This window comes from Micromonospora sp. C95 (genome assembly GCF_018070465.1).
In the GTDB taxonomy this organism is placed as follows: Bacteria; Actinomycetota; Actinomycetes; order Mycobacteriales; family Micromonosporaceae; genus Micromonospora.
Genome location: NZ_JAGPXT010000003.1, coordinates 27,408 through 40,803, shown reverse-complemented (window position 1 = coordinate 40,803; position 13,396 = coordinate 27,408). Strand labels below are relative to the sequence as shown.

At 70.3% G+C, this 13,396-nt stretch carries 8 protein-coding genes; 4 read left to right on the top strand and 4 right to left on the bottom strand.

The window, feature by feature from the left end; genetic code table 11:
* Positions 1-38: 38 nt before the first annotated feature.
* A complete protein-coding gene (locus KBX00_RS05010; RefSeq protein ID WP_210823744.1) occupies positions 39-2,801 on the top strand; it encodes a LuxR family transcriptional regulator in 2,763 nt (920 codons plus the stop codon).
* Positions 2,802-2,875: 74 nt separating this feature from the next.
* On the opposite strand, the gene KBX00_RS05005 is transcribed toward KBX00_RS05010, so the two are convergent.
* From KBX00_RS05005 to pflB, 3 genes are all read right to left on the bottom strand, one after another.
* Complete coding sequence (locus KBX00_RS05005; protein ID WP_210823742.1) at positions 2,876-3,550, bottom strand: 4'-phosphopantetheinyl transferase; 675 nt, start codon at positions 3,548-3,550, stop codon at positions 2,876-2,878.
* A gap of 204 nt (positions 3,551-3,754) precedes the next feature.
* Positions 3,755-4,534 (bottom strand): pyruvate formate-lyase-activating protein, encoded by a 780-nt coding sequence (gene pflA, locus KBX00_RS05000; RefSeq protein WP_301547385.1) that lies wholly within the window; start codon positions 4,532-4,534, stop codon positions 3,755-3,757.
* The gene (pflB, locus tag KBX00_RS04995) at positions 4,534-6,813 is read right to left on the bottom strand and encodes a formate C-acetyltransferase (protein ID WP_210823733.1); all 2,280 of its coding nucleotides are present in this window, start codon (positions 6,811-6,813) and stop codon (positions 4,534-4,536) included. Before pflB ends, pflA begins: the two co-directional genes overlap by 1 nt.
* Before the next feature lie 169 nt (positions 6,814-6,982).
* On the opposite strand from pflB, the gene adhE reads away from it, so the two are divergent.
* On the top strand, positions 6,983-9,643 hold the full coding sequence (gene adhE, locus KBX00_RS04990) for a bifunctional acetaldehyde-CoA/alcohol dehydrogenase (RefSeq protein ID WP_210823731.1): 2,661 nt from the start codon (positions 6,983-6,985) through the stop codon (positions 9,641-9,643).
* Between the two features lie 65 nt (positions 9,644-9,708).
* Here the strand turns inward: adhE and KBX00_RS04985 are convergent, their stop codons facing one another.
* Positions 9,709-10,089 (bottom strand): VOC family protein, encoded by a 381-nt coding sequence (locus KBX00_RS04985; protein ID WP_210823728.1) that lies wholly within the window; start codon positions 10,087-10,089, stop codon positions 9,709-9,711.
* Between the two features lie 177 nt (positions 10,090-10,266).
* On the opposite strand from KBX00_RS04985, the gene KBX00_RS04980 reads away from it, so the two are divergent.
* Together KBX00_RS04980 and KBX00_RS04975 are read left to right on the top strand one after the other, a co-directional pair.
* Positions 10,267-11,562 carry an APC family permease gene (locus KBX00_RS04980; RefSeq protein ID WP_301547384.1) on the top strand — a complete coding sequence of 432 codons (1,296 nt, stop codon included), beginning with the start codon at positions 10,267-10,269 and terminating at the stop codon, positions 11,560-11,562.
* A 430-nt stretch (positions 11,563-11,992) separates the two neighbouring features.
* Entirely contained in the window at positions 11,993-13,315 is a 1,323-nt protein-coding gene (locus KBX00_RS04975; protein ID WP_210823726.1) for an MFS transporter, read from the top strand.
* Positions 13,316-13,396: the final 81 nt, after the last annotated feature.

Sequence of the window (13,396 nt, the reverse complement as noted above, 5' to 3'; positions counted from 1 at the left end):
GAGCGAGCCGGAGCTGCGATCGTATCGAGAGGATGATCATGAAGTTGGTCGAGCGCGCGGACGCGATCGCCACGCTGGACGGCCTCCTTGCCTCAGCCGTCGCCGGCAAGGGACGGATCGCCGTCATAGCGGGCGCGGTGGCGTCCGGCAAAACCGAGTTGTTGAACACGTACGCCGACCGGGCGGTGGACCGCGATGCGCTGGCGATCACCGCGATCGGTGCGGACGCCGAGCGTGACCTGCCGCTCGGTGTGCTCACCCAGTTGCTGCTCGACGCGCCACTGGTGCCCGAGGAGCAGCGGCGCGCGATGAACCTGCTCTACGAAGGGGTCCGCGCCGACGACTGCGACAACCAGATCGACCCGCAGATCGTGCACGCCCTCTGCACGATCCTGCTGGAGCTGTCCCACCGCTATCCGCTGATCATCGCGGTCGACGACATCGACCGGGCCGACCGGCTGTCGATCGTCTGCCTGTCCTACCTGGCCCGGCGGGCGCGCTTCGCGCCGATGCTGTTGCTGTTCACCCAGACCGAGCAGGGCCGCCGGAACGAGGTCGGACTCGACACGGAGGCGCTCTGGCGGCCGCCGCACGGCTCGCGGATCGTCCTGTCGGCCCTGTCCGCCGACGCGGTGCGCGAGCTGGCGACCAGCTACGTCGGCGACACCGACGCCGAGCGGCTGGTACCGGCCTGGCAGCACGTCAGCGGTGGCAACCCGCTGCTGCTGCGTGGCCTGCTCGACGATCACCGCGAGGCGTCGGCAGCCGGCGTCGCGGCCGGCAGCGAACCAGTGACCGGGGAGAACTTCGCCCGGGCGGTGGTGTCCTGCCTGCACCGCACCAGCGCCCGGGTGCTGCGGGTGGCCCGGGGGCTGGCGGTCTGCGCCGATCTCGCGCTGCTCGAGCAGTTGGTCCCGGACGATGCCGCGCAGATCAGCCAGGCGGTACGCACGCTGACCACGATGGGCCTGCTGTCCGGTGCGGACTTCCGGCATCCGGCCGCTCGTGCGGCGGTGCTGGCCGACATCGACGAGCTGGACCGCGTGGACCTGTTCGGCCGGGCCGCGGTGCTCGCGCATCGCGGTGGCGCGTCCAGTGCGGTGGTCGCCGAGCATCTGGTCGGCGCCGGCGACGTCAGCGAGGCGTGGGCCGTGCCGGTGCTGGAGGATGCTGCCCGGCAGTCGCTGCGCGAGGGCCAGGTGGTGGCGGCGGTACGCTACCTGCAACTCGCGCTGGGCGCCTGCACCGACAGCCAGCGTCGCGCCCGGATCACCGCCGTCCTGGTCCGCGCCGAATGGCGGATCAACCCGAGCGCGCCGACCGGATACCTTCCCGAGCTGGCCGCCGCCCTGCGCGGCGGGCACCTGCGCGGGGTGGACGCGTTGGTGCTGACCAAGGCGCTGCTCTGGCACGGCCAGTTCGCCGAAGCTCGGGAGGCGTTCGAGCTGATCAGCGCCCACAGCAGCAAGGCCGACGCGGAGACGCTGGCCGAGTTGGTCATCACCCGGCCACTGATGCTGGCGACGTACCCGTCGTTCCGGCCGCTGCTCCACCCGGGCATCCAGCCGCCGGTGGCGATGCCGACGGTCTCGGCCAGTCATCGGCTGTCGGCGGCCACCGCGCTGGCCGGAGTGCTCAGCGACGGCCCGTCGGAGCGGGCGATCGCAGTCGCCGAACGGGTCCTGCGCAACTCGCGGCTGGACGAGATGAGCCTGGACACCGTGGAGAGTGCGTTGCTGGCGCTCACCTACGGTGGCTGCCCGGCCAGCGCCGCGGTGTGGTGCGACGCGTTCGTCGACGAGGCGCGGATGCGGCGTTCGCCGAGCCGGCAGGCGCGGCTGGCGGCCATCCGCGCGGAGATCTCGATGCGCCTGGGCGACCTGACCGGGGCACGGCAGTACGCCACCGACGCGCTGACGGTGATGCCGTCGAGCAGTTGGGGCGTAGCGGTGGGCGGTCCGCTCGCGGTTCTGATCATGGCGACCACCGCGATCGGCGACTTCGGTGCGGTCCGCGACCACCTGGACCAGCCGGTACCGGAGGAGATGTTCCAGACCCGCTTCGGTTTGCACTACCTGTACGCCCGGGGCCGGTACAGCCTCGCCGTCGGTGAGCTGGCGTTGGCGCTGCGCGACTTCAAGCTCTGCGGCCAGTTGGCCGCCCAGTGGGGGATGGACACCCCCGGCCTGGTGCCGTGGCGGGTGGACGCGGCCGAGACGCTACTGCGGATGAACTCGCCGGAGCAGGCTCAGCGTCTGGTCGAGGACCAGCTGAACCGCTGCGGTGACGGCCAGCCGCGGGTGCGCGCCATGGCCCTGCGCCTGTATGCGGCCTGCGGTGAGCTCCGGCATCGGCCGATGTTCCTGCGGCAGGCCGCCGATCTGCACAACGGCGGTGACGACTACGAGCTGGCCCGGACCCTCGTCGACCTGACCGAGGCGTTCCAGACGCTTGGCGAGTCGCGGCGGGTCCGCCTCATCGCCCGGCGGGCGCATGCCACCGCCGAGAAGGCAGGGGCGCTATCGCTGCTCAAGGCGCTGACCCTGGAGACCGGCTGGGACGAAGGGGACTCCGCGGAAGCGATCAACCCGGTCGTGGCGGTGGCGGTGCTGAGCGAGGCCGAGCATCGGGTCGCCGCCCTGGCGGCGGCCGGTTACAGCAACCGGGAGATCTCCGAGAAGCTGTTCATCACGATCAGCACGGTGGAGCAGCATCTGACCCGTACGTACCGCAAGTTGAACGTCGCCCGCCGTGGCGACCTGCCGGCGAGTCTGAGCCCGGACTACTCCGCCAGCGTCTGAGCGACAGGCAGCAGGCCGCACCCGTCGGGTGCGGCCTGCCGTGGCTTCGCCAGTGGTGCGGATCGACCACCGGTTCAGACGACGGCGAACGCGGGGGCCACCACCGCGATGGCGGTCACGACCAGCCCGTGCCGGGCCAGCCAGCGGCCGTTGAAGCCGGTGAGCCGGCGTCCGTGCAGCTGCCCCTCCGTCGCCAGTATCCGAGCCTCGAAGGTGCCGGCCAGCGGGTCGAAGGTGATGTCGGCGTCCTCGAAGTCCAGCCAGCGCGCGGTGAGCGGGAACCAGGCCTTGTAGACGGATTCCTTGGCGCTGAACAGCAACCGGTCCCAGCACACGTCCGGGTGTTCGCGCCGTAGCAGGCCGATCCGGTCCCGTTCCTGGGGCAGCGACACGGCCGGCAGGACGTCGTCGAGCAGCGGCGCGTTCGGCTCGGCGTCGATGCCGATGGTGGTGACGACCTCGGATTCGGCGAGCACCGCCGCCCGGTAGCCGTCGCAGTGCGTGATGCTGCCGATCAGGCCGGCCGGCCAGCGCGGCTCGCCGCGCGGCCCCGGCGGAACCGACGCCGGTGCGCGTCCGAGGCGGGCCATCGCCTGCCGGGCGCACCAGCGGCCGGTGGTGAACTCGCGCCGCCGTTTGTCGACCGCGCGACGGACCACCCTCTCCTCGTCCGGGAAGAGAAACGGGTCGGGTGCCTCGGTGAAGGTGTCCACGGCGACGGTGCCGGCCGGGAGAATGGCCTCGATCATGGCACGCTCCGAACCGGTGACTGTTTCTCCGTTCCCGCCGTCGATGGCGGCGGGGCGCTCTTGTCGACAGTGGGCATGTATCGAATGCTAAAGACCGGCACCGCGTACCGGAATGCACGGCGGCGGTCTCTCGGGCTTGAGCCGGCACGGTTACGGGAGCGCCGGGGCGAGTAGGGGAGGTGCCGGGCAGTGCCCGACGGGTGGTCACCGGGCCACCAGGCCCCGATCGGTGAACTGGGCCCGGACCCGGTCGAGCAGCTCGGGCGTGGGCGGTTCGGTGTCGGCGCACGGAAACGGCAGCCCCAACTCGCGGTACTTGTGCGCCCCGAGCCGGTGGAACGGCAGCACCTCGACGCGCTGCACCGTGGGCAGGGTGGCGACGAAGTCGGCGACGCCAGCCACGTTGGCCGGGTCGTCGGTGAGACCGGGCACGAGGACGAAGCGGATCCAGATCGGGGTGCCCCGCTCGGCGAGACGGCGGGCGAAGCGCAGCGTCGGCGCGATCTCGCCGGTGCGGGTGACCCGGCGGTAGGTCGCCGGATCCCAGCTCTTGATGTCCAGCAGCACCAGATCGGTCGCGTCGAGCAGCTCCGGGGTGGCGCGATCGCCGAGGAAGCCGCTGGTGTCCAGCGCGGTGTGCAGCCCCAGTTCCGCACAGCGGCGCAGCACGGCCGTGGTGAACCGGGCCTGTTGCAGCGGCTCGCCGCCGCTGAGTGTGACGCCACCGCCGGCCACCTTGATGAAGCGCTCGTACCGCCGGATCTCGGTGACCAGGTCGTCCACCGTCATGGCCCGTCCGCTGCGCTGGTACCAGGTGTCGGGGCTGTGGCAGAAGCGGCAGCGCAACGGGCAGCCGGCGAGGAACGCGACGAAGCGGGTGCCGGGTCCGTCCACTCCGGTGGAGGTGTCGAAGGAGTGGACGGACCCGACCACCGCACCGGCGGGGACGAGGTGCGGGCGGGACAGCCAGACCATCCGCGTCATCACAGCCGGCCGTGGACGGTGCGGGAGATGACGTCGCGCTGCTGCTCGCGGGTCAGCCGGACGAAGTTCACCGCGTACCCGGACACCCGGATGGTCAGCTGCGGGTACCGCTCGGGGTGTGCCATGGCGTCTTCGAGGGTGGCCCGGTCGAGGACGTTGACGTTGAGGTGGAAACCGCCCGAATCCGTGTAACCGTCGAGCACCCCCACGAGATTGTCGATCTGCTCGTCGCGGGTCCGACCGAGCCCGTCCGGAGTGACCGTGGCGGTGAGCGAGATGCCGTCGCGGGCGCTGGCGTACGGCAGCTTCGCCACCGACAGCGCCGCCGCGACCAGGCCGTGGGTGTCCCGGCCGTTCATCGGGTTCGCGCCCGGCGCGAACGGCTCACCGAGCCGCCGACCGTCCGGGGTGTTGCCGGTGTGCTTGCCGTAGACCACGTTGGAGGTGATGGTGAGCACCGACAGGCTCGGCTCGGCGCCCCGGTACGTCGGTTGCTCCCGTACCTTGTCCATGAAGCGCCGCACCAGGTCCACGGCGATGGCGTCGGCCCGGTCGTCGTTGTTGCCGAAGGCGGGATAGTCGCCGTCGACGGCGTAGTCGGTGACCAGGCCGGTGCTGTCGCGCAGCACCTTGACCTGGGCGTGCTTGATCGCCGAGAGGCTGTCGACGGCGACGGAGAGCCCGGCGATCCCGGTGGCGAGGAAGCGGTGCACCGGGTGGTCGTGCAACGCCATCTCCAGCCGCTCGTAGGCGTACTTGTCGTGCATGTAGTGGATGACGTTCAGTGCGCGGACGTAGGTGCGGGCGAGCCAGTCGAGGGTCCGGTCGAAGGCGGCCAGCACGGTGTCGTAGTCCAGCACGTCGTCGCTGACCGGCGGCGTCGCGGGCGCGACCTGCTCGCCGCTGATCTCGTCCCGGCCACCGTTGATCGCGTAGAGCAGGGCCTTGGCGAGGTTGGCGCGGGCGCCGAAGTACTGCATGTCCTTGCCGACGCGCATCGCCGACACGCAGCAGGCGATCGCCGTGTCGTCGGAGTACGCCGGCCGGATCAGGTCGTCGTTCTCGTACTGGATGGCGCTGGTGTCCAGCGACACCTGCGCACAGAAGCGTTTGAAACCGGCGGGCAGGTCGGCCGACCAGAGCACGGTCAGGTTCGGCTCCGGCGCCGGACCGAGGTTGTACAGCGTCTGCAGGTACCGGAAGCTGGTGCGGGTAACCAGCGGCCGACCGCCCGCGTCGACGCCGCCGATCGCCTCGGTCACCCAGGTGGGGTCGCCGGAGAACAACTCGTCGTACTCTGGGGTACGCAGGAACCTGATGATCCGTAGCTTGATCACGAAGTCGTCGATCAGTTCCTGGGCGGCGGACTCGGTGAGCCGGCCCTCGGCGATGTCCCGGTCCAGGTACACGTCGACGAACGTCGACGTGCGGCCCAGCGACATGGCGGCGCCGTTCTGTTCCTTGGTGGCGGCCAGGTAGGCGAAGTAGAGCCACTGGATCGCCTCGCGGCCGGTGGTGGCGGGCGCGCTGATGTCGTGGCCGTAGCCGGCGGCCATCTCCTTGAGTTCGCCGAGGGCGCGGATCTGCTCGGCCAACTCCTCCCGGTCCCGGATGACCTCCTCGGTGCCGGGGCGGTCGTCCAGGGACGCCTTGATCGCCGCACGTTCGGCGACGAGGCGGTCGACGCCGTAGAGCGCGACCCGCCGGTAGTCGCCGATGATCCGGCCACGGCCGTACGCGTCGGGAAGCCCGGTGACGATGTGCGAGCGCCGCGCCGCCAGCACGTCCGCGGGATAGGCGTCGAAGACCCCGGCGTTGTGGGTCTTGCGGTACGTGGTGAAGATGCGGCGCACCTGCGGGTCCATGGCGAAGCCGTACGCGGTGAGCCCGTTCTCCACCATGCGCAGCCCACCGTTGGGCATGATCGCCCGGCGCAGCGGCGCGTCGGTCTGCAACCCGACGATCAGCTCGCGGTCCCGGTCGATCCACCCGGGCGCGTGGGAGGTGATAGTGGCGGGGGTGTGCGGGTCGACGTCGTAGATGCCGCGTTCGCGTTCGGCGACGAACATGTCGCGTAGCCGGTTCCACAACTGAATGGTCCGCGGGGTGGGCCCGGCGAGGAACTGGGCGTCGCCGCGGTACGGGGTGACGTTGTCGCGGACGAACGCGGCCACGTCGACCCGGTCGCGCCAGGCGTCGCCGTGGAAGCCGCGCCACGGGTCGGACCCCACCGCCGCGTGCTGCTCGGGTCGGACTGCCGTGCTGTGCTGCTGGACCATGTCTCCTCCTGGAAGCTCTCTTCGAGCCTCTCCCGGGGACAGCCGGGCGGTCAGGGGCGAAAGACCCGGGCGGTCCGGGCCGCTGGACACCGGCGCGGACGCCGGTGCGGCGGCGACGATCGGGAGGTGACCGGACGACGTGACCCGGCATCGACGATCGGAGTGATCCATGACCGCCGCGACCGCGACGAGCCTTTCGCCGACCTCGGTCCCGCCGCCGCAGCCCGGGCCGGCCAGCACGCCCGCGACGGCCATCGACGTCCTGGTCGGCAATGGACTCCAGGCGCTCGACGACTACGCCGCCTTGGACCAGGAGCACGTCGACCGGATCGTGGCGAAGGCCTCGGTGGCGGCGCTGAGCCGGCACGCGGACCTGGCCCGGATGGCGGTGACCGAGACCGGTCGCGGCGTCTTCGAGGACAAGGCCGTCAAGAACATCTTCGCCTGTGAGCACGTGACCAATCACATGGCGAGTCTGAAGACGGTCGGGGTCATCGCCCGGGACGAGATCAACGGCATCGTCGAGATCGCTGAGCCGGTCGGCGTGGTCTGCGCCGTCACCCCGGTCACCAACCCGACGTCGACGACCATCTTCAAGGCGCTGCTCGGCCTGAAGACCCGCAACCCGATGATCTTCGCCTTCCATCCGGCCGCCCAACGGTGCAGTGCCGAGGCGGCCCGGGTGGTCCGGGACGCCGCCGTAGCCGCGGGCGCGCCCGAGCACTGCATCCAGTGGATCGAGCAACCCTCCGTCGAGGCCACCGGCGCACTCATGAAACACCCGGGCGTGTCCACGATCCTGGCCACCGGCGGCAACGGCATGGTGCGCGCGGCCTACTCGTCGGGCAAGCCGGCGCTCGGTGTCGGTGCCGGCAACGTGCCGGCGTACGTCCATCGCGGCGCGAGGCTGCGCCGGGCGGTGCACGACATCGTGCTGTCGAAGTCGTTCGACAACGGCATGGTCTGTGCCTCCGAGCAGGCGGCGATCATCGATCGCGAGGTGTATCCGGCGGCGCTGGTCGAGTTCCAGCGGCTGCACGCCCACGTGGCCACCGCCGACGAGAAGCGCCGGATCGAGGAATTGGTCTTCGGCGCGGCCGCCGGTGGCACCGACTGTGCGGGTGCGCGGCTCAACCCGCAGGTCGTCGGCCAGAGCGCGGCGTGGATCGCCGAGCGCGCCGGCCTGACCGTGCCGGCCGACACGTCGGTGCTCCTGGTCGAGGTGGACCAGGTCGGCCCGGCCGAACCGCTCACCCGGGAGAAGCTCTGCCCCGTGCTGGCGGTGCTGCGCGCCGAGTCGACCGAGGAGGGCATCCGGTACGCCGAGCAGATGGTGGAGCTGAACGGCCTCGGCCACAGCGCGGTCATCCATACCGAGGACGCGCGGCTCGTCGAGGAGTACGGACGGCGGGTCAAGGCGGTGCGCATCATCTGGAACGCTCCCGCGTCGCAGGGCGGCATCGGCGACATGTACAACGCGTTCCTGCCGTCGTTGACGCTGGGCTGCGGCAGCTACGGACGCAACTCGGTGTCGAACAACGTCACCGCGGTCGACCTGCTCAACATCAAGCGGATCGGCCGCCGGACCAACAACCTGCAGTGGTTCAAGGTTCCGCCGAAGATCTACTTCGAGCCGAACGCGATCCGTTACCTGGCCGACCTGCCCGACGTGCACCGGGTCACCGTGGTCACCGACCACACGATGACCCGGCTGGGGTACGTCGACCGGCTGATCACCGTGCTGCAGCAGCGACCCGGGCGGGTGGCGTTGCAGATCATCGACGACGTCGAACCGGAGCCGAGCGTCGCCACCGTGGACCGGGGCGCGGAGCTGATGCGGTCCTTCCAACCCGACACGATCATCGCGTTGGGCGGCGGGTCGGCGATGGACGCCGCCAAGGTGATGTGGCTGCGCTACGAGCACCCGGAGGTGGTCTTCGCCGACATGCGGGAGAAGTTCTTCGACATCCGCAAGCGGGCGTTCAAGTTCCCGACGCTGGGGGAGCGGGCCCGACTGGTCTGCATCCCCACCACCTCCGGTACCGGCGCCGAGGTGACTCCGTTCGCGGTCATCACCGACACCGCCACCGGCAAGAAGTTCCCCCTCGCCGACTACGCGCTGACGCCGAGCGTGGCCATCGTCGACCCGGTGCTCGCCGCCGACCTGCCGCCCAGAATCACGGCGGACAGCGGCTTCGACGCGCTGACCCACGCCACCGAGTCGTACGTTTCCGTCTACGCCAACGACTTCACCGACGGCCTCGCGTTGCAGGCCATCAAGCTGATCTTCAATTACCTGGAGCGGGCGGTACGCGACGGCGCGGCCGACGCCGAGGCCCGGGAGAAGATGCACAACGCGGGAACCATCGCCGGCATGGCCTTCGGCAGTGCCTTCCTGGGCATCGTGCATGCCATGTCGCACACGCTGGGAGCCACCTTCCACGTGGCGCACGGACGCACGAACGCGATCCTGCTGCCGCACGTCATCCGCTACAACGGCGCCACCCCGGCGAAGCTGACCGGGTGGCCCAAGTACGAGCACTACCGGGCGCCGGAGCGGTTCCAGGACATCGCCCGGATGCTGGGCCTGCCGGCCGCCACCGCGCAGCAGGGCGTCGAGTCGTACGCCGCCGCGGTGGAGCGGCTGCGCGACGCCGTCGGCATCGAGCCGTCCTTCCAGGCCGTCGGTGTGGACGAGGAGGCGTTCCTCGCGGCCCTGCCGCAGCAGGCGCTCAACGCCTACGAGGACCAGTGCGCCCCGGCAAACCCCCGGATGCCGATGCTCGACGACATGCAGGACCTCATGCGAGCCGCGTACTACGGGAAGTGATCATCGTCGCCGAGCGCGCACTGTGCGGACAGCCCGTCCGGCGGGCCGCGACCGGTCTGGTTCGCTCACTGGGCGGGCTGGAACAGCTCGATGAGGTTTCCCGCCGGGTCGGAGAGCAGAATCTGGCGACCACCAGGACCGCTGACGGTGTCGCTGCGGAACTTCAGCCCGGCGTCACGCAACCTGCTGATCTCGGCGTCGAGATCCTCGACGGGCAGGTGGATCCGATTACGCCCGGGCTCGCTGGCGTCAGCCGGGGTGGCGCGGGCGCCGGAGCTGGGGGCACCGGAGAGCAGCAGCCGCAGCCGACCGCGGATCACGTCGGCGAAGGCGGGCGCGGCGCTCATGTTCAGCGTGAAGCCGAGGTGAGTGGTGTAGAAGTCGATGGCGGCCTGAACGTCATCGACGATGTACCGGACGCTGGCGTACTTGTCGTCTCCGGTCATGGGTGAGTTGCTCCTTCACATTCGTTGACGAAGCCGCGGCAGGCGCTGGAGGTGCGGTCATCCTGCGCCGCCGGGGCGACGGAGGCGCTTGACTCGGCGGGGCCACGACACGAAGATACGCCAAGTAGGAAGAGTGCATCAAGCGTATTTGATGAGATTGCTCAAGGAGGTGACGGATTGCCGCCCGGTCACCGTCCGACGACCTCACCGAACACCCTGTCCCGGCGGTTGGGCACCGGGGACGCGGTAGTGATCGGGCTCGGCTCGATGATCGGCGCGGGAGTCTTCGCCGCCTTCGGTCCCGCGGCTCGCGCAGCGGGCGCCGGCCTGCTGGTCGGCCTGCTGATCGCGGCGATGATCGCGTACTGCAACGCAGTGGCCTCGGCGCAGCTGGCCGCGGCCTCGCCGACCTCTGGTGGCACGTACATCTACGGGCGGGAACGCATTGGACAGTGGGCCGGCTTCACCGCCGGCTGGGGTTTCGTCGTCGGCAAGACCGCCTCCTGCGCCGCCATGGCGCTCACCTTCGCCTCGTACGCCGTACCGGGGCCATGGTGGGGCCAACGCGCGCTGGCGGTGGTGTCCGTCGTGGCGCTGGCCGCGCTCAACTACCGGGGCGTGACCAGGACGGTTTTCCTGACCCGGCTGCTGGTCGCCGCGAGCACGACCGCCCTGGCTGTCGTCGTGGTGGCGGTCGCAGTCGGCGGCGACGCCGGCCCGGCGAACCTGGGCGGTTGGCCGACGCTTGACGGCGGCGGGATATACGGCATATTGCAGGCCGCCGGGCTGCTGTTCTTCGCCTTCGCCGGCTACGCCCGGATCGCCACGATGGCCGAGGAGGTCCGAGAGCCGGCACGTGCGATTCCTCGTGCCATCCCGATCGCCCTGTTCATCACCGTCGCCGTCTACCTGGTGGTGGCGATCACGGCCCTGCTGGCGGCTGGCCCCCATCGGCTGGCCGACGCCGCAGCGCCACTGGTCACCGCCGTGCAGGCCGCAGGGGTGCCCATCGCGGCCCCCGTGGTCCGCGTCGGTGCCGCGCTCGCCTCGCTGGGTGCGCTGCTGGCCCTGATCGCCGGCATCGGCCGCACCAGCCTCGCCATGGCTCGGCACGGTGACCTTCCCCGCTGGCTGGGTGCCGTCCATCCTCGATACCGCGTCCCGCACCATGCCGAGATCGCGCTCGCGGCCGTGGTCGGCGCGGTGGTCGCCTCCGTTGACCTGCGCGGGGTTATCGGTTTCTCCTCCTTCGGCGTGTTGGTCTACTACGCCATCGCGAACGTCGCCGCCTTCCGGCAGCCCCGGCGCGAGCGGCGGTGGCCTCGCTGGCTCAACGTGCTGGGTGTCGCCGGCTGTCTGGTTCTGGTGGCGACTCTGCCGTGGCAGTCGGTGATCGCCGGTCTGGTCATGTTCGGCCTGGGATTGGCCGGCCGCGCGATCGTCTTGGCTGTCCGTTCGTCGCGAGTGGCCTGAGGCGAGGCGTTCCGTCCTGCCTGACGACCGCAGACCGAATCTAATGAACCAAAGCTGATTGTTCTAACGAACCAGCTTGATGTAATCTCGGCATGTGACGTGCTGCACCGTCGGAGCTACTCCATGTGCTGAAGCTGCGTCCAGCGACGGGGCGCGCCAACGATTCGACGTGCCGGCCCGATCGAAGCGAAATCCGTGCGTCCGGGCCGCTGGGGCCGAACGGCCGGCTGCCGAGTCCCGCTGCCGGACGAGCCGTGAGTGAAGCCAGCGTGGGAGGTCGCGTCGGTGGCGGACAGGCGTCAGACGGCCGAGAGAGATGAGGGAGAGCGATATGGGTGACCAGGCAGCTCAGCGAGGTAGCCCCGGTAGCCAGGGGGCAATCCAGCGAGATCAGTGGTGGCTGGTGATCGCTGCGGGACTGGCAGTCTTCATGGCGTCCGTTGACATGAGCATCGTCAACGTGGCGCTGCCCGCCATCGAGCAGGACTTCGGGATCGCAACGAGCATGACCGAGTGGGTGGTGCTCGCCTACCTGCTGCCGCTCGCCGGACTGGCACTGCCCAGCGGCCGGTGGCTGGACAACGTCGGGCGGCGCCCGGCGCTGGCGTTCTCGTTGGCCGGATTCGCCCTGGCCAGTCTCGCGGCCGGGCTGGCACCCAACCTGGCCTTCCTGATCGGCGCGCGACTGGTTCAGGGTACGTTCGGTGCGCTTCTCTTCTCTCTGGTGCCGGCGCTGGTGACGACGGCTGTTCGGCCGCAGGCACGCGGTCGTGCGATGGGTGTGATCACCACGCTCGGTCCGGTGGGGCTCATCAGCGGGCCCGGACTCGGCGGCCTGCTCGTCGATGCCATGGGATGGCCCTGGATCTTCTTCGTCAACCTGCCGGTGAGCGTTCTCGTCATGGCGGTCGGCCTGCGCCTGCTGTCGCCGGGCGCGCCCCTGCGTGCGCCGGATCGTCGGTGGTTCACCGAGGCCCTGCTGCTCAGTGGAGCGGTCGCGTCGGTACTGCTCGCCCTGTCCTTCACCGCGAGCGACGGTGTGCCGTGGATGCTCCTCGCGCTTCTCGCGGTACCCCTGCTCCTGCTCTGGCTGCGGCTGCCCACCAGTGAAGCCCTGAAGGGTCTGTTCCGTACGCCGGGTGAGGTCGGCCCCCACCTTGCGCTCCTACTGGCCGCCACGGCCATCGGCACCGTCTTCTTCATCTCCCCGTTCTTCCTCCAACAGGAACTCGGTGCATCTCCGGCGGCGATCGGCCTCACCGTGCTGGCCTTCCCGGCGGGGATGGCGTTGATGGGACCGATCGGAGGCTTCCTGGGCGACTGGTGGGGCTCTCGGCGGACGGCCCTCGTGGGAACCTCGTTGTTCACCGTCGGTCTGGTTCTTCTGCTGCCGTTGGACACGTCGTGGGGCCTGGGTGACCTGGCGTGGCGGCTGTTCCTGGCGGGCTGCGGCAACGGTCTGTTCAACGCCCCCAACATGGCCATGGCGATGAGCCACGCTCCCCAGCGTCTACTGGCGACCACCGGCTCGTCGACGAACCTCTCCCGCACCATGGGTTTCGCGTTGGGGCCGGCGCTGGCGACCCTGATGTGGTCTCTGTCCTCCTACGAGATCGCCGGGATGCGGAGCGCCATGATCCTGGCTGCGCTGCTCAGCGCGCTCTCCGTCGTCGCTCTCGCGCGGACCCGGATACCGAAACAGCCGACGGCCGTGGTGCAGGAGCAGCCCGGTGTGCGCGACGCGGTGCCGTAGGGCGCAGGCTCCCTCGTCGTCGCCTCGGTGGCACTTGACGGCCGAGCCATCGTCGCCACGAAATGCATCGTCAGTTTCGAC

Bases quoted from the DNA above. Each gene is read 5' to 3' on its own strand.
- KBX00_RS05010 (WP_210823744.1), top strand. From the start codon at position 39: ATGAAGTTGGTCGAGCGCGCGGACGCGATCGCCACGCTGGACGGCCTC.
- KBX00_RS05005 (WP_210823742.1), bottom strand. From the start codon at position 3,550: ATGATCGAGGCCATTCTCCCGGCCGGCACCGTCGCCGTGGACACCTTC.
- pflA (WP_301547385.1), bottom strand. From the start codon at position 4,534: ATGACGCGGATGGTCTGGCTGTCCCGCCCGCACCTCGTCCCCGCCGGT.
- pflB (WP_210823733.1), bottom strand. From the start codon at position 6,813: ATGGTCCAGCAGCACAGCACGGCAGTCCGACCCGAGCAGCACGCGGCG.
- adhE (WP_210823731.1), top strand. From the start codon at position 6,983: ATGACCGCCGCGACCGCGACGAGCCTTTCGCCGACCTCGGTCCCGCCG.
- KBX00_RS04985 (WP_210823728.1), bottom strand. From the start codon at position 10,089: ATGACCGGAGACGACAAGTACGCCAGCGTCCGGTACATCGTCGATGAC.
- KBX00_RS04975 (WP_210823726.1), top strand. From the start codon at position 11,993: ATGGCGTCCGTTGACATGAGCATCGTCAACGTGGCGCTGCCCGCCATC.